This is a genomic window from Tautonia plasticadhaerens, assembly GCF_007752535.1.
In the GTDB taxonomy this organism is placed as follows: domain Bacteria; phylum Planctomycetota; class Planctomycetia; order Isosphaerales; family Isosphaeraceae; genus Tautonia; species Tautonia plasticadhaerens.
This window is the reverse complement of sequence record NZ_CP036426.1, coordinates 2,580,049-2,603,028: the sequence shown is the minus strand read 5'-3', so window position 1 is coordinate 2,603,028 and position 22,980 is coordinate 2,580,049. Positions and strand designations below refer to the sequence as shown.

Below are 22,980 nucleotides of genomic sequence, written 5' to 3'. Positions count from 1 at the left end.
CGGCTCCGTCCGCTCGACCGAGGGGAGGGGCGCCGTGGTCGGGCCCGCCCTCCGACCCGAGCGGTCCGAGATCAGAGGGTCTTGAGGTATTCCACCAGGTCCGCCGTCTCCTGCTCCGTCAGCTCCCCGAGCCCGGAGACGAAGTCCGGGGCGTGGTCGCCGGTCAGGGCCTCTCGGAGGGAGTCGGCCCGGCCGTCGTGGAGGTAGGGGTCGGAGTCGTACAGCCCGCGGAGCGTCGGGGGGTTGTACCCCTCGTACACGTCCCTCCGCCCCTCGAGGCCGACGACGTGGATCTCGCCGTCGGTGAACTCGGGGCCGGAGTGGCAGGTGTTGCAGGCGGCCTTCGGGGAATTGAAGACGGCCCGGCCGCGTTCGGCGGCCTCGGAGATCGCGCCGTCCGGGCCGACGTAGGGGTTCCTCGGGCGTTCGAGCGTGCCGAGGTAGGCGATGATCGCCTCGACCTCCTCGGCCGTCGGCGGGTCGCCCTGCATGCTCTTGGTGAACGACTCGATCATCGCGTCCTCGATGCTCGACTGCCAGCCGTGCCAGGTCCACGGGCCGGTCCTCGTCACCCCCCGGAGGCTGGGCACGTCCTTTTTGCTGACGTCGGTCGGGATGTTCGAGAACTCGTGCCAGCCGTCGTTCATCGTGTCGAACCGCTCGCCGTTGAGGTGCCCCTCGCTGTGGCAGGTGTTGCAGCTGTACCACTGGTTGTGCGACCGGCCCGCGTCGTGGAAGAGCATCTCCCCCCGTCGGGCGAGCGACGGCTCCTCCGGCCCCCCCAGGTCGATCGACCGGACCAGCTCGGCCGTCTCGGCGTCGATCACCTGGACCGAGTCGTCGAGGTAGTTGGTCGCGTAGAGGGTGGTCCCGTCCGGGGCGAAGGCCAGCTCGGTCGGCCGTCCCCCGGTGACGACCCTCCGGAATCGGCCGTCGTCGGCCCGGAGCGAGAAGTGGATCAGGTCCCGGGAGCCCCCGGTCCGCCAGGGGAGCCGCTTCAGGTCGGTCCGGAAGAGGATCACCTCGTGCGTGCCGCCGGCCGAGACGGCGATGAATCTCCCGTCCCCGCTGACCGCCACCCCGTGCACGTCGCCGACGGCCTCCCCCTGGGGGTCGAGCGACTGCGTGGCGTAGTCCTCCTCCGAGCCCTCCAGGGGGATGCGGGTCAGCCGCTGGCCGAGCACCCAGCCGAGGTCGATGTTGCGATCCGTGGTCGCCATCCCCCGGTTCTCCATGTTCGCCACGTAGGCGAACTCCCCCTCCGGGTCGATCGCCACCTGGCGGAGGTTCGACCCCCGGACCGCCACCGTCCGCTCCACGGTCAGGTCCCCGGTGCGGACCACGGTCACGCTGCCCGACCGGTTGTTCCCCACCATCAGGCGATCGCCCGAGGGGCTCAGGGCCAGCCCCCGGGGCTCCCGCCCCACGGCGACTCGCCCCGTCACCTCGGCCCGGTCCAGATCCACCCGGACCACCTCGTTGGAGACGCCGACGGCGACGTAGGCCGTCGAGCCGTCGGGGGTCATCGCCACGCCCCTCGGCTCGGGGCCGACCTCGACCCGGTCGGCCACCTCCAGCCCATCCTGTCCGATCTTTAGGACCGCCAGGTCATACCCGTACCAGTGGACCACGGCCCCCCTGGCCCCGTCCCCGGAGATCGCCACGCCGACCGGTCGCTCGCCGGTCGGGATCTCGTCGACCACGAGCCCGGCCCCGGGGTCGACCAGGGAGACGGTGCCGCTGGTCTCGTTGGCCGTCAGCAGCCTCGACCCGTCTCCCGAGAGCGCCAGGGCGACGGGGGAGCGGTGCGGCCCGGACTCGTCGGGGGGACTCGCCCCGGACTCGTCTCCGATCGTCGGGCGGAGGGCCAGGGCGATCGGCAGGGCGAGGCCGAGGATCAGGGCCATCCGGGCGGCGGGGTGGTGCGTCACGGTCACGGGTCGAGCTCCTCCGGGGTCCGGTCCGTAACGGGCGGGCTGGGCGAGGCAAGGCGAGACGAGGCGAATGAGAGGCGAGCGGTCGGCGGCGCGGCCGGCCGGACGGGTCCGATCACGCCGCGACCGTCGGGAGGGGTGATCGCATCGGATGCGTCCCCTCAGCATACGCGCCGTCCCCTCGGGCCGACAAGCGCGACCCGGGGTCGCCCCGGGCCGAATCCCGGCGAGGGATGACCCGACCCGGTCTCCCCGGGGGGCCGTGTCCCGGGCGCCTCGGGGTCACTCCGACGGCTCGATCGGCTCCTTGATCGACCGGAGGAAGAACTCCGCCTTCTTCTTCGCCTTGAGCTGGGCGGCGTGCGCCTCGGCGGCGGCCTTCTCGGCATAGGGGAAGGTGGCGACGGGCCGACCGCCGATGTCGCAGACCGCCCAGACCACCTTCATCCTCGGCTGGGAGAGCGGGGTGCGGCGGCCTTCCGGCTCGGGCTTCGGCGGCTGGGGTCGGCCGGTGCCGGTCCTCGGGGCCGCCTCCTTCGCCCGGGCCTCGGCGGCCTCGACCTCGGCGCGGAGGTCGCGGAGGGTCCGGGGTCGCTGGGTGCGTCGGGCCATGTCGGTGTTCCTCTCGGTCGGCGGGATCGGCGGGGCCGCGTCGGTCGATCGACCCGGGCGTGGATCGGAATTGTTGCGCCCGGGGGCGGTGCGGTCAATCGGAACCGCGAGCGGGTGCGGCCCGACGGCGGCATCGACGGGATCCCCGGCCTGTTGGTCGGGGGCGCGCGTCCCACGCTCGACCTCCGATCCTCGCCCCTCGCCCGGCCGGGACCCGGGTGGGGGGACGATCCCGAAGGGCCTGCGCCGAACACGCCGGCCCGCCTCCCCGGGCCGAGGGGTGCCGGCCGTGCCGCAGCCGGACGGCCCGGTTCAGGCCGGGTCGAGCCGGTAGAGCACCGCCTCGTCGACCTGTCGGAACCCGAGCCCCCGGTACAACTCCCGGGCCGGCTCGTTCTCGGACCGGGTCTGCACGCAGAGGGCGTGGATCCCCCGGGAGACGTGGTGTCGGATCACCTCCCGGATCAGGTGGCGCCCCAATCCCTGCCGGCGGTGCTCCAGGGACACGTCCACGTCGACCAGGCCGACCCTCAGGCGGCCGTCGAGCCGCTCGAACCCGGACATGTCCCAGGTCGTGGCCCGGGCGATGGGGCGGCCGTGGGCGTCCTCCAGGCGGAAGGCGGTGGCGAAGGTGGCCCCCAGGGCCATGGCGTCCCACCAGCGGTCGAACGAGCAGTCCGGCTCGATGACCACCCGGAACCGCCGGCGGAGCAGCAGCGACCTCGGGTCGAACGGCGGGTCGGAGACGCCGACGAGCCCCAGCTCCATCAGCACCGAGCGGGAGACCTCCCGGAACCCCTCCTCGAGGACCGCCCGGTGGAACGCCTCGTGGCCTCGCAGGATGCCCGAGAACTCGCTGCCGCCGTAGATCCCCCAGTAGAACGGGTTCAACGGATACTGGCCCCCCGCGTACAACACCTCCGCCCCCCGCCCCCGGAGCGACCGGGCCGCGTGCCCGACCAGCGCCGGGCCGATCCGATCGGCGTCGGCGTCCGGGTCGACCACCATCATCGCCACGGTGCCGAGCGTCGGGTCGGGCCGGTGCGACGGGCCCGCCGGTTCGGCCGGCCCGACGCCCGAGTGGGCGAAGCCGACGGGTCGGCCCTCCTCGACGGCGAGGACCAGCCCCCGGAGGTCGAAGTACTGGTGGGAGAAGGCCGCGTCCCCCAGCTCGCGGGGCTTCAGGGGCCTGGCGACGCCGGAGTCGGGCGTCCCCCGGTTCCAGAGGTCGGCCAGGGCCGGGACGTCGTCGTTTCGGGCGGTGCGGAAGGTCGTCACGGTTCGGTCCCGGTCGGCTCGGGGGGGGAAGCGGGTCGGGGCGAGTCAGGGGACCTCGACCATCACGTCGTCGCCGACGACCCGGACGGCGAAACCCGGTTGCCGGATCCTCGTGAAGGTCGGGCTCCGGCCGTCCCTCACGTCGAACTGCCAGCCGTGCCAGGGGCAGGTGACGACCGTCCCGACGCAGCCCCCCTCGGCCAGCGGCCCGCCCTGGTGCGGGCAGATGCCGTCGAGGGCGAAGACCCGGCCGTCGTCGAGGCGGAACAACGCATAAATGCTCCCCCCATGCTCGACCTCCAGCGCCCCTCCCGTCGGCAGATCCGACAGGCGGGCCAGCGTCACGAACCCCGGCATGCGTCCTCCCCCCCTCGATCCCCCCGGCCCGCCCCTTCGCGGCCTCCCGCTAGTATAGCGACGACGGGGCGGGCTCCTGTCAATCATCGGGCCCCCGGCCTGGGATCTGAGACGGAGGCCCGGGGTCGAGGGGGGACGGGGGTGATCGAGGGGGCCGTCCTCGATCCGCACCCGGCGAACCGTCGCCCTCGGGGGCGATCCCCTCCCCGCCTCCCCCCGGTCGCCTACACTGACCCCGGACCTTCCCGTCCGAGACACCCCTCGCCTCTGGTCGGCGGCCAGCCCGGAGGGCACATGGACGACCTCATCGTGATTGGCGGCGGCTGGGGGGGATTGGCGACCGCCTCGCTGGCCCGGGCGCGGGGCCTGGGGGTGAGCCTGCTGGAGTCGCACACCAGGCTCGGCGGCTGTGCCGGCTGGTTCGACCGGGGCCCGTACACCTTCGACGCGGGCGCGACCGCCCTGATGGGCCTCGGGCCCGACGAGCCCGTCGGCGGCCTCTTCAAGGCCATCGGCCTGGAGTCCCGGTCGGTCCAAACCCCCTCCTACCGCGTCTGCCTCCCCGACCGCACCCTGGACGTGGTCCCCGACGCGTCCCGGTTCGGGAGGAACGTCCGGGACGCCTTCCCCGGCCTCGATCGGGCCCGGGCCCGATTCTGGGGGCTCCAGGCGGCCGTCGGCTCGGCCCTCTTCCGCACTGCGAGTCTCGTGCCGAGGCTCCCGGCCCGGTCCCCCGCCGACCTGCTCCACGACCTCCGGGTCCTCGGGCCCGGCGGCCTGGCGGCGGCGAGCACCTGGCCGCTGACGGTGCTCGACGTGCTCCGGATCCTCGGCCTGGCCGGCGACAGGCCCTTCCGATCCCTCGTGGCGATGCTCCTCCAGGACACCGCCCAGACCGGGCCCGACGCCGTACCCTTCCCCAACGCCGCCGCCTGCCTTCAGGCCTACCGGATGGGCCTGAGCCGCCCCCTCGGCGGCATGAAAGCCCTGGCCGAGGGGATGGGCGCGCGGTTCGAGGCGATGGGGGGCACCCTGCACCGCGCCACCATCGCCGATCGCGTCGAGCCCGACGGCTCCGGCGGCTTCGTCGTCACCACCCGTCGTCGACGCCGGCTCTCGGCCCGGCAGGTCGCCTTCAACCTGCCCCTGGACCTGGCCGCCCGCCTGCTCGGGCGCGACCTCGACGGGGCCCTCGCCCGCCGGGAGCGCCGGAGCCGGGCCTCCTGGAGCGCCGTCACCGCCTATCTCGCCATCCGGGCCGACGCCGTCCCCGAGGCCGGGCCCCTGTTCTACCAGGTCCTCTGCGACTACGACGCGCCGATCCACGACGGCAACAACGTCCTGGTGTCTCTCTCCCCCCCCGGGGACCCCGGCTACGGCCCCCCCGACGCCCGGGTCGCCACCCTCTCCACCCACACCCGGCCCTCCGAGTGGGAAGGACTCTCCCCCGCCGAACACCTGGAGAAGAAATCCGAATATCAACGTCGGCTCCTCGACGCGCTGGGCCGAGCGTTGCCCGACGCCCCCGGGGCCCTGCTGCACGCCGAGGTCGGCTCCCCCCGCAGCTTCTCCCGGTACACCCGGAGGGCCGGGGGGGCCGTCGGCGGGCCCCCCGTCTCCCGGCGCAACAGCAACTTCCTGGCCGTCGACTCCGACGTGCTCGGGCCGAACCTCTGGGTCGTGGGGGACTCCGTCTTCCCCGGTCAGGGGACGATGGCCGTCGTCCTCTCCGCCATCCGGGTCGTCGAGCGGATCACCGGCCAGCCCTGGGAGGCGATGCGATCCGGCCCCCTCGTCGCCGACGCGACGGATCCCGAACCCGAGCCCTACCCCGCCCGGTCCCGCTGACCGCCCCCCAGGCCCCGGCCCCATCGCGGGCCCACCCGGGGCGAGCGGCTCGGGTCCGGGCGTCGCTTCTGGGCAACCCGCCTCCGCCCGTTTCTTCGGCGTGGATCGGCGGTCGCTTCGGCCTTTCCCCGCGTCCCTCGGGCCTGGCTCGGCCCGACTCCCGGAGAAATGGCGTCGGGGTCGCCATGAAAAACAGTGTTGTCGTGTGACGTGTGAAATTAAGTTGATTCGGTACGTCGTTTCGCGATACCATGCAGGTCGTCGTCCGTCATTCCCCGGGGCGAATGGCCCCGGGGGGCGGGGCGAGGTCGCTGGATCGGCGGGCGCAGATGCGAGTGCTCTTCTTCCTGAATCGCTACCCGGCGCCGTCTCACGGCTGCATGCGGAGGGATGCCGAGTCCCTGAGGGCGGCCGGGATCGACGTGGTCCCCTGCACGATCCGCCGCCACCCGGGGCCGCTGGGGGATGAGGCCGACCGGTCGGAACGGGGGCGGACGCACGCGCTGCTCGACGTCGGGGCCTCGGGCCTGGCCTCGGCGACGGCGGGGGCCTGGTGTGCCCGGCCGGGACGGGCGTCGGGGGCCGCCGGGCTGGCCCTCCGCGTCGGCTCACGGTCGAGCCGGGGCCCGGCCCGGCACCTGGCTTACTTCGCCGAGGCCTGCGCCCTGGCCCGCCTCGCCGAGCGGGAGGGGGTCGATCACATCCACGCCCACTTCGGCAATTCGACGACGATCGCCATGCTCTGCGGGGCGATCACCGGGCTCCCCTTCAGCTTCACCGTGCACGGCCCGGAGGAATTCGACCCGGCCGACCGCCCCGGCCTCGTCGAGAAGTGCCGGAGGGCCGCCTTCGTGAGGGCCATCTCGGAGGACGCGGCCGGCCGGCTCCGGGACCTCGCCCCGTCGGCGGCGGGTCGGATCCACGTCGTCCGCATCATGGTCGACCCGGCGACGCTCGTCGGGCCCGAGGTCGAGCCGCCGACGGCCCCCCGGCTCGCCTGGGTCGGTCGGATGGTCCCGAGGAAGGGGCTCGACACGCTGCTCGACGCCCTGGCGCTGCTGGCGGCGGATCCGGAGCCGCCCGAGTTCGAGCTGGAGCTGATCGGCGACGGGCCGGACCGCCGCCGCCTGGAGCGTCGGGCCGGCGCGCTGGGCCTGCCCGGCCGCATCCGGTTCGCCGGCTGGGGCGGCCCGCCGGACGTCCGTCGGGCGATCCGGGGGGCCCGGGCGCTGGTCCTGCCGAGCGAGGCCGAGGGGCTGCCCAACGTGCTGCTCGAGGCGATGGCCCTGGGCCGGCCGGTGGTCTCGACCGGCGTCGACGGCATCCCGGAGCTGGTCCTCGACGGCGTCAACGGCTGGCTGGTCCCCCCGGGCGACCCCCGGGCCCTGGCCTCGGCAATCCGGGAGGCCCTCCTCGTGCCCCCGGCCCGCCTCGGGGCGATGGGGGCGGCCGGCCGCCTCGCGGTCGTCGAACGCTTCGGGCCCGAGCAGGGCCGCCGGCTCGCCTCCCTGTTTCCGAGCCCGGCCGAGGTCGGCCGGGCGGTCCCGGGGGCATCGTCGCCGATGCCCGAACCCCAGGGTGCCTCCGCCCCATGATCGCCGAACCGACGCGAGTCCTGGTCGTCGACCTGAACAACTTCGCCCGATACCCGACCGTGGCCGTCGGCTACCTGGCGGCCCTGCTCCGCCAGGCCGGCATCGGCGTGGAGGTCTTCTCCCCGCTCCGGTTCGGCGTCCCCGGCGTGGCCCGGGAGCCCCGGGAGACCCGGGCCCGGGGCCTGCTCCGCCGGCTCAACTACGAGCTGGAGGCCCGGCCCGGGCCGGTCGCCACCCTCGCCCGGGCCGCCCGGGTCCGCGCCCCCGGCGAGTCCCGCCGCCGGGCCCGCCTGCTGGATCGCTTCGAACGGGCCCTCGACGCCGGCTACGACGCCGTGCTCGTGTCGACGTACCTGATGTATCACCCCCTCTGCGTCGCGATCGGGGCGCGATGCCGGGACCGGGGCGTCCCCCTGCTGCTGGGGGGCAGCTACTTCTCCCAGGAGGAGGTCGGGGCGGCCTGGCTCGACGTGCCGGGGCTGGTCGGGCTGGTCGGCGGCGAGGTCGAGCCGCACCTGGCCGACCTGGTCCGCGCCGCCGCCGGGGGCGAGGACCTGGCCCGGTTCCCCGGCGTCTCCACCCCGGGCGGCGGGCGGGGCCCGGCCTGCCCCCCGCTCCGGGATCTGGACCGCCTCCCCTTCCCCGATTATTCCGACTTCCCCTGGGACTCCTACCCCGATCGCATCGTCCCCATGATCACCGGCCGGGGCTGCGGCTGGGGGGCCTGCACCTTCTGCTCCGATGTCACCAGCACGGTCGGCCGCACCTTCCGTTCCCGATCCCCGGGGAACGTCATCGAGGAGCTGGCTCACCAGGCCCGCCGTCATGATGCCGAGTTGTTCACCTTCGTCGACCTGAAGCTCAACTCCGACCTCTCGGTCTGGGAGGCGCTGCTGGGCCGGTTCCAGGGGGCCGTCCCGGGGGGCCAGTGGATCGGGGCCGTCCACGTCGGCGCCCGGCAGCCCAACGGGCTCGGCCGCCGGGAGCTGGAGGCGGCCCGGGCCGCGGGCATGGTCCGGATCACCACCGGCCTGGAGTCGGGCAGCCAGCGGGTGCTCGACCTGATGCGCAAGGGGGCCGACCTGGGGGAGTCCGGTCGCTTCCTCCGGGACGCCTCGGCCGCCGGCCTGAGCGTCCGGGTCACGATGATCCACGGCTTCCCCGGCGAGCGGGCTGAGGACGTGGTCGCCTCCGCCCTGCTCCTGGAGCGGCACCGGCGGCACATCGAACGCGTGAGCCTCAATCGCTGCCAGCTCACGATCGGCCCCCCGCTGCTCTCGCGGCTGCGGGCCCTGCCCGACGGCCCCTCCGACGTGGTCGACCTGCGCGTCGACCCCCGGGCGGCCCAGGCCTCGCACCGCTACCTGCCCGCGGACGACCCGGAGTACCGCCGGGCGACCCGTCGGCTGCTCGACGCGGTCTCGGCGATCAACCGCCGGCCGATCTCCCCCTCGGCCCGGCGTTTCGAGGGCGTCATGTGAGGCCCGGCCGGGCGACCTGCGGGCGGGCCGACGACCCGAGGCCGATGCGAGGCGGGTGACGACGAGGGATCCGCGAGGAGACGGCCGCGAGCCCGCCCGCCCCCGGTCCCTCCCGAGGGGCCCCTCGCAGCGGATCCGCTCGACGACCATCATCCCCGGGGGTCGGGTCCGTTGGCACGACCCGATCGGCGTCCTAGACTGAGGCGGGGGCCATGTGACGATCCCGGTGACCCCGCAAGGCGGGTGACCCGGGAGGTCGGCGCAGTCCCGGGGGCTTGACGGCGTCCGGCGTCCGCGTCGCGACTCGCGCCGAGCGCCCCGAACTCGACCGGGACCGGTGCCACGATCCGGCCCGGAGACGCGTGACGAGGGGAACGACCATGAAGGCGAGCGGCCGATCGATCCAGTCCCAGGCGACGACCCCCGGGCGAGACCGTCGGCCGAGGAGGCGGCCCGCCCCGGCGCTCGGCGCCGAGGCGCTGGAGTCCCGGCAGTTGATGGCGACCTTCTCCGTCACCAGCCTCGACGGCGCCGGACCCGGCTCGCTGCACCGGGCGATCCTCGACGCCAACCTCGCCCCCGGGGCCGACACCGTCGCCTTCGAGGTTTCCGGCACCATTCGGGCGACCCGCCCCCTGCCCTCGATCACCGACCCGGTGACCCTCGACGGCACGACCGCCCCCGGCTACGGCGGCTCTCCCGTCGTCGCCGTCGACTTCCGAGGGGGCCGCGGCCTCCACCTCGCCCGGGGGGCCGACGGCTCGACCGTCCGGGGGCTCTCCCTCGTCCGGGCCGGGAACTCGGGGATCACCCTGGACGCCTCCCGGGTCACCGTGGCCGGCAACTACATCGGCCTGCTGCCCGACGGCTCGACCCCGCAAGGCAATCGGGGGGACGGCGTCCGGATCAACCGGGGATCGCGCGACAACCTGATCGGCCACGACGACCCCGTCACCGGCGTCTCCTTCGCCGACGCCTCGGGCGTCCCGATCCAGCCCGTCTCCGCCTGGCAGGGGATCCGGGAGTCGACCGACCAGCCCGGCGCGTACCTGATCGTCGGCACCTCCGGCTCCGAGGGCCTGCTCTACGTCGGCCCGGTCGACGGCCAGGGCGGCGAGAGTTACGCCGTCAACGTCCCCGGGGCCGCCACCTCCAGCGTCTACGGGCCCGACGACCTCGGCGACGGCAACGTCCGCCTCGTCGGCAGCTACCGGACCGGCGAGGACACCGTCTCCGGCTTCCTCTACGAGGGGGCCGTTGCCGAGCTGGACGACGCCGACAACTACCGGGAGATCGCCTACCCCGGCGGCCAGTTCACCTACGTCCACAGCACGATGGGCGGCCTCGCCGTGGGCAACTCCGACGGCCCGACCGACACCGGCCTGCCGATCGGCGCCGGCCGGGCCTTCATCTACGACGTGGCCACCGGCCGGTTCGTCACCGACGTCGTCTTCCCCGGCTCGGTCAGCAACACCGTCTACGGCATCTGGCACAACGGGGGCACCAGCTACACCCTGGCCGGGGGCTTCAGCCAGCTCCCCCGCAGCAACCCCGACGGCGAAGGGCTCCCCATCGGCCAGGGCATGCTCGTCGACTACGACTCCCTCACCCGACAGTTCTCCAACTGGAAGGCGTTCGATCACCCGAGCCCCCCCGGCTCCCTCGAATTCGTCACCCACTTCGAGGGCATCAGCAGCGACCAGAAGGGCGTCTACACCCTCAACGCCGACTCTGCCCGGCTCAACGGCGCCAGCTTCGAGACCGGCTCCTTCGTCACCGTCCGCCGCAACACCGACGGCTCCTTCGGCGAGGCGGCCTGGGTCGACATCGCCTACCCCGGCGCCACCGGGCCCACCTCGTCGAACTCGGTCGCCGGCAACCAGGTGGTCGGCGTCGCCGAGACGGCCTCGGGCGTCGTCTCCTACCAGGCCACCGTCGACGTCGGCTTCCAGCGGTCGAACGTCATCTCCGGCAACGCGGGCAACGGCATCGGCGTGGTCGGCTCGTCGGGCAATCGGATCGCCATGAATCTCATCGGCACAGACGCCACCGGGACCGTCGCGATCGGCAACCGCCAGAACGGCATCCGGCTGACCTCCGGCGCCGACTTCAACCGGATCGGCGGCCAGTCGACCGGCGGCAACGACCCCACCGGCGGGGTCTTCGTCCGGCCCCCGCAGGGGAACCTGATCTCCGGGAACGGCCAGAACGGCGTCCTCATCGACACCCATGCCGAGCGGAACCTGCTCAGCGGCAACTTCATCGGCACCGATGCCGGCGGCAGCGCCCCGCTGGGCAACCGGCTCGACGGCGTCGCCGTCGTCAACGCCGACAACAACCAGCTCATCGGCTGCACCTTCCAGCAGGATCCGTTCGTCTTCTACAACGTCCTGAGCGGCAACGGCGGCAACGGGCTGCGGATCACCAATTCCGACAACACCACCGTCCACGCCAACTTCATGGGGGCCGGGGCCGACAACGCCACCGTCGTCCCCAACGGCGGCGACGGCCTGCTCGTCTCGGGCAACTCGAGCAACACCCAGGTCGGCGGCGTCATCCCGCTGGGCAACGTGATCTCGGGGAACGACCGGCACGGGATCGAGGTCCGGGACACCGCCAGCAACTTCATCTCCTTCAACACCTTCGCCGGCCTCTTCGCCTTCGGCGGCCCGGCCCCGAACCGCCTGAACGGGATCACGATCACCTCCAGCGGCGGCAACAACCTGCTGCGGACCAACATCGTCTCCGGCAACCTCGGCCACGGCATCGAGATCGGCGGCCACGCCCGGGGCGTCCAGGTGACCGACACCGGGATCGGCGTGACCACGAACCTCCAGGCCGCCATGCCCAACGGCGGCAGCGGCGTCTATTTCTCGGGCCGGGCCCGGGGGAACGTCGTCGGCGGATTCCAGCCCTCGATCGAGCCGACCAACACCATCTCGGCCAACGGGCGGTTCGGCGTCGAGTTCGCCGGCCAGGCCCGGGACAACGCCGTGGTCCACTCGATCATCGGCGTCAGCGGCCTCGGCCAGATCCCCCTGGGGAACACCCTCGGCGGCGTCTCCCTCGGCCCCGACACCCGATCCAACCGGGTCGGCGGCGCCGACCCGTCCCTGGAGAACACGATCGCCCACAACGGCGGCCCCGGCGTGCTCCTCGACGGCGCGAGCGATTCCGACGTGCTCGGCAACGACATCCGGGACAACGCCGGGGACGGCGTCCTCATCCGATCGGCCCGCCGCAACCGGATCGGCACCCCGCTGGCCGGCAACGCCATCGTCCGCAACGGCCTCTTCGGGGTCCGGGCCCTCGGCCAAAGCGGCGGCACCGTCATCGAGAACAACCGGATCACCGAGAACGGTTCCGGCGACGTCGACCTCGACGGCTCCCAAGGGGTCACCTACCTTCCCGGCCTCCCCGGCTGATCCGGCTGATCCGGCCCGATCCGAACCGACCCGATCGGCCCGGTGCGACGAGGCGCACCGGGCCGAACTCCCCCGGCCCGATCCCCGACCCCTCCGGACTCAGGGGCCGCCGAGGGCGTCCAGCAGGTCGTTCCGCTGGTCGCCGTGCGAGTCGAAGACGCGCAGGCGGCCCTTGACCAGGATGTGTTCGAGGGCCAGGGTCGTCGGGGAGACCAGCAGCAACGCGACCAGCGCCACCATCACGAGCCGCCCGCACCGTCGGCCCGACACGGCGATCCCCTCCGACATCGGCAGCAAGACGCTCGGGATCAGCACCAGCAGCAGCCTGCCGTGGAACGGGTAGCGACCCAGCGCAGAGGCCGCCATCGTCAGCGCGATCGGCAGCAGGAGCAGCAGCGCCCGCCTCCAGTCCCGGGCCGCCAGGGAGGCGGACCCGACCAGGAAGAGGCCCACGCAGAGGATCGCGGTGACCCTCGGGCCCATCGGGGAACCGATCCCCCCCGGGTTCGAGAACACGTTGGCGAACTGCCAGAAGACCTGCACGGCCTCCCCGATCGACCCCGGCGGCAGCGGCAGGAAGGCGAAGTTCCACCAGGTCCAGAGGAATTCCCGGTCCCCCGGCGAGATCATCGCGTCCGACACGACGAAGCACCCCCAGAAGGCCACCGCCCAGGTCAGGCCGAGCCCCATGGCGCCGGCCAATCGTCGCCAGTCCCGGCCGACGACGGCGTCCAGCCCGACTACCCCCGCCACCGCCCCCAGCACGAACACCGACGGGTGCGACAGCCAGGCCGCCGCCACCCCGAGCGCCCCGGAGACCACCACCCGACGCCTCGTCCACCCCCCCGACATCAATCCCGACCCCAGCCACAGGCAGCCCAGCCCGATCAGGAGGTCGCTCGAATACTGCTTGAACTCGGTCGCGTAGTAGATCAGGTCGTCCGAGGCGGCGCAGAAGGCCGTCGCGATCGGCACGGCCAGGGCGGACGTGAACCGGCCCGCCACCCCCCGGATCGCGAAGAGCGCGGCGATCCCGCAGCACAAGGGCAACAGCCGGATGGCGTACGACGAGTCACCCAGCACCCGCACCCAGGCCCGGGCGATCGCCAGGAAGCCCGGAGGTGCCATCTGGCTGTTGGTCATCGGCTCGCCGAACTCGAAGATCGGCCTTCCCGAGACGTTGGCGAGCAGCGCCTCCTCGTCCATCCACATGGTGCGATCGGCGACGTACTCCGCCACCCGGAAGGCCACCCCGACGGCGATGGCGACCGCCGCCCAGGTCGACGGCCCGATCGTCGGCCACCGCAGCTCGGCCCGCAACAGGCCGACCCCCGGGCTCCTCCCCGCCGTCCGGGGCGCCTCGGCCTCCGTCTCCCCCGATCGGCCCGCCGAAGCCGATCCCTCCGGCCCTGGAGTCGGAACCATCCCCGCGCCCCTCCCGATCGGCCCAGCTCCCCGGCCGGGCCCGGCCAAGCCGCCGCCCGACCCGATCCCCCCGCCGGAGCCTCCCAGGCCGACCGGCCCGGGACCCGGCCCGAGGCCCGATCATACCGTCTTCCTGCCCGCCCCCGCCCCCTCGACCTTCCTCCGATTCGGAGGCAGTCCGGGGGTCCTTCTGGCGGGGACGATGGGCCGATGCTCGGGGGGCCGGCCGCCGGGAGGGCCCGGGGGGCGGATCCCATCGCCCGGGAGCCGGCGGCCGATCGGTGGCGGAGACTCGCCCGGAAGCGGGCTCGGCCCGGCGATTGAGAGGCTGGCCCCGGGGGAGGGACTCGCGCTACACTGGTCACGACGCACTCGACCGCCGGCGATCGGCCATCGTCGGAACCCCCTCCCCCCGAGCCTCGCGACCGATCACCGTGGACATCCCCCAGAAGCCCCTCGACGCCCTGGTCGTCTCCCCCCACCCCGACGACGCCGAGCTGGGCATGGGGGGGACCATCCTCCGGCTGATCCGGCAGGGCTGGCACGTCGGCATCCTCGACCTGACCAGCGGGGAACCGACCCCCCTGGGCTCGGTCGAGACCAGGACGCGGGAGACGGCCGAGGCCAACGCCCGGATCGGCGAGCCCTGGCGGGCCAACCTCGGCCTGCCCAATCGCAGCCTGGAGCCGACCCTGGAGCACCGCCGGGCCCTGGCCGGGGCGTTCCGGCGCCTCCGCCCCCGCCTGCTGTTCGCCCCCTTCTGGGAGGACGCCCACCCCGACCACACCGCCGCCACCAGGCTCGTCGAGGACGCCCGATTCTGGGGCAAGCTCTCCAAGTCCGACATCCCGGGGGAGCCCTTCCACCCGAGCCGGATCCTGTATTACTTCAGCGTCCACCTGAAGATCGTCGAGCGGCCGAGCTTCGTCGTCGACGTCAGCGACCAGCACGAGGCCAAGCTCGACGCCCTGCGCTGCTACCGCTCCCAACTCGTCGACAACCAGCCCGAGGGCAGGCCTGGCGTGATCGACGCCGTGGCCGACCGCGCCCGGTTCTGGGGCCACCTGGCCGGCGTCCGGTTCGCCGAGCCCTTCGCCAGCCGGGAGCCGATCGGCCTGGCCGGGCTGGGCGACCTGCTGCCCTGACCCGATCGGGCTCGAGGGGCTTCCCCAAGTTGACCGTCGTCTCCGAACGGGGCTAGAATGGCCCGCAAACCCCCGCTGGTCTCCGAGGTCGGCCCGGCCCCCGCGATGGCCATCACGTATTACAAGCGGTACCGCATGGAGATCGACCTGGGAGGCGTTTCGCCGCCCGCCCTGCCGTCGCCCTACACGTGGAAGCCCTGGGACGACTCGCTCGTCGAGGCCCATGCCGAGGTCAAGTACCTCTGCTTCCGGGACGAGATCGACGCTCAGGTCTTCCCCTGCCTCGGCGACCTGGCCGGCTGCCGCCGCCTGATGCGGGAGATCCGCCGCAAGCCAGGCTTCCTGCCCCCGGCGACCTGGCTGATCGCCGCCCCGGCCGGCTTCGTGGCGACGATCCAGGGGGTGATCGACCGCGAGGGCGTCGGCGCCATCCAGAACGTCGGCGTGTTGCCCGCCTACCGAGGCCGGGGCCTGGGGCGGAGGCTGGTCTGCCGGGCGTTGATGGGCTTCCGGGAGCGGGGGGTCGGCCGGGCGTTCCTGGAGGTGACGGCCGAGAACGTCCACGCCGTCCGGCTGTACCGCTCCCTCGGCTTCCGCCGCGTGAAGACCTTGTACAAGGCGGTCGACGGTTGATCGCCCCGCCTCCCCACCCCCCGAGGGGCGCACGGCCGCGCCCCGGCCGTCCCCTCCCGTCCCGGCCCGATCGCCGGCGGGCGCGGATCGAACCGAGAGGGACCCGATGACGCCCGAGCTGCTCCAGCACCAGTACCCCAACGGCCTCGTCCTGCTGGCCGAGCCGATGCCGCACGTCCAGTCGGCCGCCTTCAGCTTCCTCATCCCGGCCGGGGCCGCCTTCGAGCCGGCCGAGCTGCCCGGCTCCGCCTCCATGCTCGGCGAGTGGCTCATCCGGGGGGCCGGCGAGCGCGACAGCCGCGACCTGCTCTCCGCCCTGGACGAGCTGGGCGTCTCCCACGCCGAGGGGGCCCAGACGATCCACTCCTGCATTTCCGCCGCCTCGCTCGGGCGCAACCTGCTGCCGGCGCTGGCCATCTTCGCTGACGTCGTCCGCCGCCCCGCCTTCGACGACGACGAGGTCGACTCGATCCGGGCCCTCTGCCTCCAGTCCCTCCGCAGCCTGGAGGACGACCCCGGCTCCAAGGCCATCACCGAGCTGCGCCGCCGCCACTTCGCCGACCCCTGGGGCCGCTCCCCGATCGGCACCGTGGAGGGGGTGACCGCCGCCGCCCCGGACGACCTCCGGTCCCTGTTCCGCCGCTCCTACCGGCCCGACGGCGCCATCCTCGGCGTCGCCGGCGCGTTCGACTGGGAGGCCGTCCGGGACGAGGTCGGCCGCCTCTTCGGGGACTGGGACGCCGGCCAGCCCTCCCCGGTCCTCGAGCGGCCGACCGGCCCGGCCCGCTCGCACCTCGGGCAGGAGACGCAGCAGACGCAGATCGCCCTGGCCTTCCCCTCCGTCCCGGTGAACCACCCCGACTACTACCGGGCCCGGGCCGCCGCGGCCATCCTCGGCGGCTACACGTCGGCCCGGCTGTTCACCGAGGTCCGGGAGAAGCGCGGGCTCTGCTACTCCGTCTTCGCCTCGTACGAGGCCTTCAAGGACCGGGCCGCCGTGATCTGCTACGCCGGCACCGCCCCCGAGCGCGCCCAGCAGACCCTGGACGTGACCCTGGAGGAGATCCGCCGCCTCGCCTCGGGGGGCGTCGACCGCGAGGAGCTGGACATGATGCGGGCCGGGCTCAAGAGCGCCCTGGTCATGCAGCAGGAGTCGAGCATGAGCCGGTCGGCCTCGCTCGCCTCCGACTGGTACCACCTCGGCCGGGTCCGGCCGATCGACGAGGTCGCCGCCGCCCTGGACGCCCTGACCCCCGAGCAGGTCGGCGCCTTCGCCTCCGGCATGGACCTGGACGCCATGACCATCCTCACCCTCGGCCCCGAGCCGCTGCAGCTCGGCTGACCGGCCGCGGCTTTCCCCCGGACCCGTGAAGACACCCCGCCCCGAATCGCATCGGAGTTCGCCGTGACGTTCCACCACGAGACCTTGCCCAACGGGCTCCGGGTGATCCTCGAGCGCAACGAGCTGGCCCGCTCCGTGGCCGCCGGGTTCTTCGTCCGCGCCGGCAGCCGGGACGAGGCCCCCGAGCTGGCCGGCGTCTCCCACTTCCTGGAGCACATGGTCTTCAAGGGCACCGCCCGCCGCGACGCCCTGTCCGTCAACCGGGACTTCGACCGCATCGGCGCCCGGCACAACGCGCAGACCTCCGAGGAGGACACCGTCTACCACGCCTCCTGCCTGCCCGAGTACCTGCCCCAGGCCCTCGACGTCCTGGCCGACATCCTCCGCCCCCGCCTCGACGACGAGGACTTCGAGACCGAGAAGCAGGTCATCATCGAAGAAATCAAGATGTACGACGACAACCCGATGATGGTCGCCTTCGAGGCCGCCAAGGCCGCACACTTCCTCGGCCACCCGCTCGGCGGCAGCGTCCTCGGCACGGCGGAGACGGTCGGGGCCCTCACCGTCGACCGGATGCGCGCCTACTTCGCCGACCGCTACGGCCCGCCCAACGTCGTGCTCGCCGTCGCCGGGAATACCGAGTGGGACCGCGTCCTCGAACTGGCCGGCCGGTACTGCGGCGCCTGGCTCGGTGGCGAGGCCCCCCGGGCCCTCCCCCCGCACCGGGGCATCGGGGAGCCGAAGGCCCTGCTCCGCAAGGACGACCACCAGGAGACGGTCATCGCCGTCGCCGACGCCCCGGGCCTCGAATCCGACGACCGCCACGCCGCCGGGCTCGTCGCCACCATGCTCGGCGACCACACCGGGTCCCGCCTCTACTGGGAACTGATCGACCCCGGCCACGCCGACGGCGCCGACCTCAGCTTCCAGGACTACGAGTCCGCCGGCGCCTACTACTCCTTCCTCTCCTGCGACCCCCCCTCCGCCCAGCAGAACCTCGACCGCATCGCCGACGTCTACCGGGCCTTCGCCGACGACGGACCCGACGCCGACGAGCTGGAGCGGGCCAAGAACAAGGTGCTCTCCCGCCTGGTGCTCCGCAGCGAGCGCCCGATGGGCCGCCTCATGCCCCTCGGCTACGACTGGACCTACCGCCGGGCCTACATCCCCGTCGAGCAGGAAGTCGATGCCTACTCCGCCGTCACCCGCGACGACATCCGCCGGGTCCTGGCCGACTACCCGCTGCTCCCCCTCACCGTCGTCTCCGTCGGCCCCAACGTCGACATCCGGCCCCCGGTCTGAGCCCCGTGCCGGTTCGCCTCCGGCACTCCTCCGTTCGTCCCCCCCGGCCGTCTCGGGGGGTCGGCGGTCGTCCTGCCTCCCCTGCGCCTCGGAGTCACCTCCATGAGGGTCGTCAGCCTCCTCCCCTCGCTCACCGAACTCGTCTGCGACCTCGGCCGGGGGGACCGGCTCGTCGGCGTCACCCACGAATGCGACTTCCCCCCGACGGTCGCCTCGCTGCCGCACCTGACCCGCAGCCGGATCCCCCACGACGGCACCAGCGCCGAGATCGACGCCCTCGTCTCCGAGCAGGGCGGCGGCCTCTACGACCTCGACCGCGACCGGCTCGCCGAGGCCCGGCCCGACCTGATCCTCACGCAGACCCAGTGCGACGTCTGCGCCGTCAATGAGGCGAGGGTCCGGGACCTCGCCGCCGGCCTGCCCCACCCCCCACGGGTCGAGAGCGTCAACCCGAAGGATCTGGCCGGGGTCTTCTCCGTCTTCCGCCGCGTCGGCGCCTTTCTCGACGCCGAGACGGAGGCCGACGACCTCGTCGGCCGCTTCGAGTCCACCGCCCGGGAGGTCGCCCGTCGCCGCCGGGGACGGCCCGAGCCCCGGGTGGTCCTGCTGGAATGGACCGATCCCCCCTTCTCCTCCGGCCACTGGAACCCCGAACTCGTCGCCCTGGCCGGCGGCCGGGAGCAACTGGCGAAGCCCGGCGAGGCCTCCCGCCGGGTCTCCTGGCAGGACGTGCTCGACGCCCGGCCCGAGGTGCTGATCGTCGCCCCCTGTGGCTTCGACCTCGGCCGGGCCCGATCGGAGGTCGACGCCCTGTCCCGTCTCCCCGGCTGGGACGACCTGCCCGCCGTCCGATCCGGCATGGTCAGCCTCGCCGACGGCTCCTCCTTCTTCGCCCGCCCCGGCCCCCGGCTGGAGGCCAGTCTCCGGATCGCCGCCGCCGCCATCGACCCGGAGACCTGCGCCGACCTCGCCCCGCCCGCCGGCTGGGAACGCCGCATCGTCACCGTTTGATCCGGAACACCCCCCGGTCGCGCGGGGCCCTCGACGTGGACGCCCCCAACCCCTACGAGCCCCCGAGCACCCGGCCCGGGGCCGACCGCCCCCGATTCGCCTTTCCCGCCCGTCGCCGCCGGGTCGGGGCCGTCGCTGTCTTCCTGCTCAACCTCTCCTTGCCGCTGGCCGTCGGCCTGCCGATGGGAGACGCCGGGGCGAGGATCGGCATGATGGCGGCGGCCGGGATCCTGGGCGTTTCCTGGGTCGCTTCCTGCGCCCGATGCCCCCGGCTCGCCCTCGTGCTGATCCCCGGCGGGCTCGCCGTCGCGCTCTCCCAGGTCGTGCCGATCCTCCACCTCCTCGCCGGCGATGTCGCAAGGATCATCGGGATCGCGGCCGGGTGTGTCGACGAGTCACCCGATCCCCTCGGCATTGAGATGGGCTTCAAGGACCGGGTCCTCGGCCCGGCCGGCGGGCTCCTCGTCGGCTCGGTCATGGGACTCCTGCTGATGCTCGCCGCCTCGGTCCTCGGCCTCCTCTTCCGGCTCCGGAACCCCGGTCGCCCCCGCCCGGATGCCCCCCGACCCGAGCGTGAGCATCCGGGCCCTTGACCGGCTACACTGACAGGCAACGGCGCCTCGGCCTCGTCGCGACGATCCCCGGACTCGGGAGGGCCATGTGGACGACCCCCGCCTCGACCTCGCCCCGACGGGCGGCTCCGAGTCGAATGGCCCGGCCGGGGGCCTGCGGTCGCGTCGCCTGGCGACCGGCTGGGTGAAGGTCTTCGCCGCCAACCTGCCCATCCCGCTCTGCTTCGGCACCATGTCCGTCGACCGGGGGGCCTTCGTCGGCCTGATCGGGGCCCTGTTCGTGATGGCGGTGCTCGGCGCCGACGCCTGCTCCCGGTGGGATCGTCCGGGACGGGCCGTCATCGGCGGCGGCGTGCTGGTCGCCCTCGCCCAGATGTTCCCCCTGCCACAGGTCTGCGCGGGGGCCCTCGCCCTCCGCGTCGCCTCCGGCCTGGCCCTGGCCGTCCCGGTCGAGGACCTGGGCTTCTCCCGAGCAACCGGGGTGGCCGGCGGGTTCCTCGTCACGCTGATGACCGGCGGCCTGCTGATCGCCGGCGCCCTGCTGCTCGGACTCGTCCTGCAACTCATCACGCCGGCCCGGTGGTGGGGCTTCGAGGCCGTCGACCTCCCCGACTCGAAGCCCGACCCCGACCTCGGGCTCGACATCGACCTGGACGCGATCGGCTGATCCCCCGGCTCCGATCGGCGGGTGGCTGCGTCTGCACCCCGAATCCTCCCGACGAATCCCCGGCCCCCGCCCCCCCCCCGGATCGAGTTCGAGGCCGACAGGAACCCCGGCGTGGACGACACCAATCCCTATCTCGCCCCCTCCTCCGCCCCGTCTCCTCGACCACCTTCGCCGGGCCGTTGCCGGGGCGAGGCGCTCCGTCGGCTGGGCTGGTGGATCCTGGTCTTCCCGATCAACCTGCCGCTCGGCCTGCTGCTCGGCAGCTCGATGACCGACCGGGAGGCCACGATCGGCATGGGCCTGGCGGTGACCGGCTTCGGCCTGCTCGGGACCTTCCTCTGCACCCGACCCGGCCGGGTCGCCCCGGCCCTGCTGGTGGGGGGGGCCGTCGTCTCGGCCTCGCAGTTCGTCTGGGTCCTGCACGTCATCGCCGGCTCGATCGGGTTGGCGGTCGGTTCCCGGGCGGGAGTGGTCACCCCGGACGAGTACGGTCCGGGAGAGGTGGTCGGCGTCCCCGGCGGCCTCCTCGTCACCGCCGTCACCGGGGCCCTGCTGATGGGCGTCGCCGTCGGCCTCGGCCTGCTGGCCCAGGTCCTCACCCCGCCCCGCTGGTGGGGCTTCGACCCGGCCCCCGACCCCCCGACCGGCCCCTCGGATCCGGCGCGATAGGCCGGGGCCCCCGGCCTGGGGGGGCCGATCGGGTTCGTTTCGTCGGGGTGGTCGTCGTCGGGGGGAAGGGGATCGTGATCGGCCGTCTGGGGCGTCCGGCGGGGGGGAGGTCGGTGGCATTCCCCGGCGACCGGGCCGAGGGGGATTGAGGGTGCGCGGACGGGGATCGGGGACGCGCCCGGGGTCGGTCGCGCCAGGCCGGCTGGGGGTTCGAGATCGGGAATGGCGCGGGGGCAGGCCGCCTCGGGGGCGGTCGCCGGCGGAGCGGGCGGGGAGGAGCCGAGGTCACACCGGATTGCCCGGTCGACTCGCCTTCGGGGACGGGTGTCTCACCGACGAGCCCCGGCCACCCGAGGGGTGATTGGTCCGGGCAATCCCGGATCAGGAACGTCGGGAGGCGGCGGCGAGGGCGCGCCTGGCCCGTCGGTTGAGGGAAACTCCGTCGCCTCCGGGCATCGGGTCTCGGGTCGAGGCGGTCGGGATCGGGGACCGCGTCGGGCCGGGGCGGGCGGCCGGGGCCGGGTTCGATGCGGATCGGGCGGCGATGGGGGCCGGGGGCGCCTCGGCGGGCCGGGGGGCCGCGACGGAGGGGTTCGACCGGGAGGTGCGGTCGGGGCGAGGGCCGGGGGGGCCCGAGGGGGACGGGGCGGCGTTCGGGCTCGGGTTCGGGGCCGGGGTCGTGGCCGATGCGTTCGCGTCGAGGGCCTGGAGCCGTCGAAGCTCGGCGGAGCAGCGGGCGACCTGGCGGCGGGCGTCGGCGGCGTAGCGTTCCAGGAGGCGGAGGTCGGGGGAGTCGGCGGGGTCGGCCAGGCCGGACTCGGCGTCGGCCCGGGCCCGGGCGTCCCGGGCGTCGAGGTGCGTGTCGAGGCGGCGTCGGAGGGGCTCGACGGCGTCTCGGACCAGCTCCAGGCCCGGCCCGGGGCCGGGGTCCTCGGGGTGGAGGTCCCAGGGGCCGGAGCCCGCCCGCGACGACCGGGGGAGGCCGAGCAGGTCCATGGCCAGATCCCAGGTCTCGGGGGTCCAGCCCTGGGCGCGCCGGAGGGAGTCGGCCACCTCGTCCCAGCGCCCGATCAGCCAGAGGACGCCGTGCCGGCTCTGCAAGAGCCTCGGCTGGACGACCTCGGGCCGGGCGGGGAGCGTCGAGGCCCGTTCGGCGACCAGGGCGGCCCGGTCGTCGTCCCAGCTCTCGGCGGCCCGTTCGGCCCGCTCGGCCCGGAGGGCGAGCAGGCGGCGCTCGCAGGAGTCGAGCCGGACCGACTCGGCGCAGAGGCGCTCGAACTGCCAGTCCTGGGCCGGGCCCTCGGGCCGGTAGGAGGGCCGCCACCGCTCCTTGCGGTCGGCGATCGCGTCGGCCATGCCTTCGGGCGGGACGGCGCCGAGCCGGGAGAGGCCGTGCCGCAGGGCGTTGCGGGAGGACCGGGCCTTCCCGCCGTCGGACCTCGGGCCGGTGGACCTCAGGGCGTTCAGCCGGTTGGCGATCGTCTGCTTCAAGGTGGCCATGGGGCGAGTCCCTCGGGGTCGGGTTCCGGCGGTCCTGGCGCGGGGGATCGGGTCGGGCCGCGTCCCCCTACGTTACTATCGTGGGGCGAGGGGTTTTTAAGCACTTTTCCTCCCGGGTGATGAGATCCCACCCGCCGGCCGGGTCGTCGTCGCCGGGCCCGCCGGGCGTCACCCGGGGCGTGAC

Annotated in this window: 18 protein-coding genes; 12 read left to right on the top strand and 6 right to left on the bottom strand. The window is 73.9% G+C overall.

Annotated elements, in window-relative coordinates; translation table 11 throughout:
- Positions 1 to 71 precede the first annotated feature (71 nt).
- The 4 genes from ElP_RS10120 to ElP_RS10105 form a co-directional block, all read right to left on the bottom strand.
- A complete protein-coding gene (locus ElP_RS10120; protein ID WP_231749617.1) occupies positions 72 to 1,937 on the bottom strand; it encodes a beta-propeller fold lactonase family protein in 1,866 nt (621 codons plus the stop codon).
- Positions 1,938 to 2,216: 279 nt separating this feature from the next.
- Positions 2,217 to 2,546, bottom strand: coding sequence for a hypothetical protein (locus tag ElP_RS10115; RefSeq protein ID WP_145268911.1), 330 nt, complete (start codon positions 2,544 to 2,546; stop codon positions 2,217 to 2,219).
- A gap of 312 nt (positions 2,547 to 2,858) precedes the next feature.
- Complete coding sequence (locus ElP_RS10110; protein WP_145268909.1) at positions 2,859 to 3,824, bottom strand: GNAT family N-acetyltransferase; 966 nt, start codon at positions 3,822 to 3,824, stop codon at positions 2,859 to 2,861.
- Between the two features lie 45 nt (positions 3,825 to 3,869).
- On the bottom strand, positions 3,870 to 4,181 hold the full coding sequence (locus ElP_RS10105) for a Rieske (2Fe-2S) protein (protein WP_145268908.1): 312 nt from the start codon (positions 4,179 to 4,181) through the stop codon (positions 3,870 to 3,872).
- A gap of 294 nt (positions 4,182 to 4,475) precedes the next feature.
- On the opposite strand from ElP_RS10105, the gene ElP_RS10100 reads away from it, so the two are divergent.
- From ElP_RS10100 to ElP_RS10085, 4 genes are all read left to right on the top strand, one after another.
- Positions 4,476 to 6,029 (top strand): phytoene desaturase family protein, encoded by a 1,554-nt coding sequence (locus ElP_RS10100; RefSeq protein WP_145268906.1) that lies wholly within the window; start codon positions 4,476 to 4,478, stop codon positions 6,027 to 6,029.
- A 329-nt stretch (positions 6,030 to 6,358) separates the two neighbouring features.
- Entirely contained in the window at positions 6,359 to 7,624 is a 1,266-nt protein-coding gene (locus tag ElP_RS10095; protein ID WP_197446861.1) for a glycosyltransferase, read from the top strand.
- Positions 7,621 to 9,105 carry a B12-binding domain-containing radical SAM protein gene (locus tag ElP_RS37810; RefSeq protein ID WP_197446860.1) on the top strand — a complete coding sequence of 495 codons (1,485 nt, stop codon included), beginning with the start codon at positions 7,621 to 7,623 and terminating at the stop codon, positions 9,103 to 9,105. Before ElP_RS10095 ends, ElP_RS37810 begins: the two co-directional genes overlap by 4 nt.
- 380 nt (positions 9,106 to 9,485) lie before the next feature.
- Positions 9,486 to 12,530, top strand: coding sequence for a right-handed parallel beta-helix repeat-containing protein (locus ElP_RS10085; protein ID WP_145268900.1), 3,045 nt, complete (start codon positions 9,486 to 9,488; stop codon positions 12,528 to 12,530).
- A 99-nt stretch (positions 12,531 to 12,629) separates the two neighbouring features.
- Here the strand turns inward: ElP_RS10085 and ElP_RS10080 are convergent, their stop codons facing one another.
- Positions 12,630 to 13,955, bottom strand: a complete 1,326-nt coding sequence (locus ElP_RS10080) for a glycosyltransferase family 39 protein (protein WP_145268898.1) — start codon at positions 13,953 to 13,955, stop codon at positions 12,630 to 12,632.
- A gap of 503 nt (positions 13,956 to 14,458) precedes the next feature.
- Here ElP_RS10080 and ElP_RS10075 point away from each other — a divergent pair.
- The 8 genes from ElP_RS10075 to ElP_RS10040 all read left to right on the top strand — a co-directional run bounded on the left by ElP_RS10075 (position 14,459) and on the right by ElP_RS10040 (position 21,296).
- Entirely contained in the window at positions 14,459 to 15,100 is a 642-nt protein-coding gene (locus ElP_RS10075) for a PIG-L family deacetylase (protein WP_390836060.1), read from the top strand.
- A 57-nt stretch (positions 15,101 to 15,157) separates the two neighbouring features.
- Positions 15,158 to 15,733, top strand: a complete 576-nt coding sequence (locus ElP_RS10070) for a GNAT family N-acetyltransferase (protein WP_231749614.1) — start codon at positions 15,158 to 15,160, stop codon at positions 15,731 to 15,733.
- Between the two features lie 106 nt (positions 15,734 to 15,839).
- The gene (locus ElP_RS10065) at positions 15,840 to 17,075 is read left to right on the top strand and encodes a M16 family metallopeptidase (protein ID WP_145268896.1); all 1,236 of its coding nucleotides are present in this window, start codon (positions 15,840 to 15,842) and stop codon (positions 17,073 to 17,075) included.
- 63 nt (positions 17,076 to 17,138) lie between these two features.
- The gene (locus ElP_RS10060) at positions 17,139 to 18,377 is read left to right on the top strand and encodes a M16 family metallopeptidase (RefSeq protein ID WP_145268894.1); all 1,239 of its coding nucleotides are present in this window, start codon (positions 17,139 to 17,141) and stop codon (positions 18,375 to 18,377) included.
- Between the two features lie 102 nt (positions 18,378 to 18,479).
- Positions 18,480 to 19,388 (top strand): cobalamin-binding protein, encoded by a 909-nt coding sequence (locus tag ElP_RS10055; RefSeq protein ID WP_145268892.1) that lies wholly within the window; start codon positions 18,480 to 18,482, stop codon positions 19,386 to 19,388.
- Between the two features lie 35 nt (positions 19,389 to 19,423).
- Positions 19,424 to 19,981: a hypothetical protein gene (locus tag ElP_RS10050; protein WP_145268890.1), complete on the top strand. Its 558-nt coding sequence runs from the start codon at positions 19,424 to 19,426 to the stop codon at positions 19,979 to 19,981.
- Between the two features lie 67 nt (positions 19,982 to 20,048).
- Positions 20,049 to 20,627, top strand: a complete 579-nt coding sequence (locus ElP_RS10045; protein ID WP_145268888.1) for a hypothetical protein — start codon at positions 20,049 to 20,051, stop codon at positions 20,625 to 20,627.
- A 111-nt stretch (positions 20,628 to 20,738) separates the two neighbouring features.
- A complete protein-coding gene (locus tag ElP_RS10040) occupies positions 20,739 to 21,296 on the top strand; it encodes a hypothetical protein (RefSeq protein ID WP_145268886.1) in 558 nt (185 codons plus the stop codon).
- Positions 21,297 to 21,677: 381 nt separating this feature from the next.
- On the opposite strand, the gene ElP_RS10035 is transcribed toward ElP_RS10040, so the two are convergent.
- On the bottom strand, positions 21,678 to 22,796 hold the full coding sequence (locus ElP_RS10035; RefSeq protein ID WP_145268884.1) for a hypothetical protein: 1,119 nt from the start codon (positions 22,794 to 22,796) through the stop codon (positions 21,678 to 21,680).
- Between the last annotated feature and the right edge of the window lie 184 nt (positions 22,797 to 22,980).

Bases quoted from the DNA above. Each gene is read 5' to 3' on its own strand.
- ElP_RS10115 (WP_145268911.1), bottom strand. From the start codon at position 2,546: ATGGCCCGACGCACCCAGCGACCCCGGACCCTCCGCGACCTCCGCGCC.
- ElP_RS10105 (WP_145268908.1), bottom strand. From the start codon at position 4,181: ATGCCGGGGTTCGTGACGCTGGCCCGCCTGTCGGATCTGCCGACGGGA.
- ElP_RS10100 (WP_145268906.1), top strand. From the start codon at position 4,476: ATGGACGACCTCATCGTGATTGGCGGCGGCTGGGGGGGATTGGCGACC.
- ElP_RS10095 (WP_197446861.1), top strand. From the start codon at position 6,359: ATGCGAGTGCTCTTCTTCCTGAATCGCTACCCGGCGCCGTCTCACGGC.
- ElP_RS37810 (WP_197446860.1), top strand. From the start codon at position 7,621: ATGATCGCCGAACCGACGCGAGTCCTGGTCGTCGACCTGAACAACTTC.
- ElP_RS10085 (WP_145268900.1), top strand. From the start codon at position 9,486: ATGAAGGCGAGCGGCCGATCGATCCAGTCCCAGGCGACGACCCCCGGG.
- ElP_RS10080 (WP_145268898.1), bottom strand. From the start codon at position 13,955: ATGGTTCCGACTCCAGGGCCGGAGGGATCGGCTTCGGCGGGCCGATCG.
- ElP_RS10075 (WP_390836060.1), top strand. From the start codon at position 14,459: ATGGGGGGGACCATCCTCCGGCTGATCCGGCAGGGCTGGCACGTCGGC.
- ElP_RS10070 (WP_231749614.1), top strand. From the start codon at position 15,158: ATGGCCCGCAAACCCCCGCTGGTCTCCGAGGTCGGCCCGGCCCCCGCG.
- ElP_RS10065 (WP_145268896.1), top strand. From the start codon at position 15,840: ATGACGCCCGAGCTGCTCCAGCACCAGTACCCCAACGGCCTCGTCCTG.
- ElP_RS10055 (WP_145268892.1), top strand. From the start codon at position 18,480: ATGAGGGTCGTCAGCCTCCTCCCCTCGCTCACCGAACTCGTCTGCGAC.
- ElP_RS10035 (WP_145268884.1), bottom strand. From the start codon at position 22,796: ATGGCCACCTTGAAGCAGACGATCGCCAACCGGCTGAACGCCCTGAGG.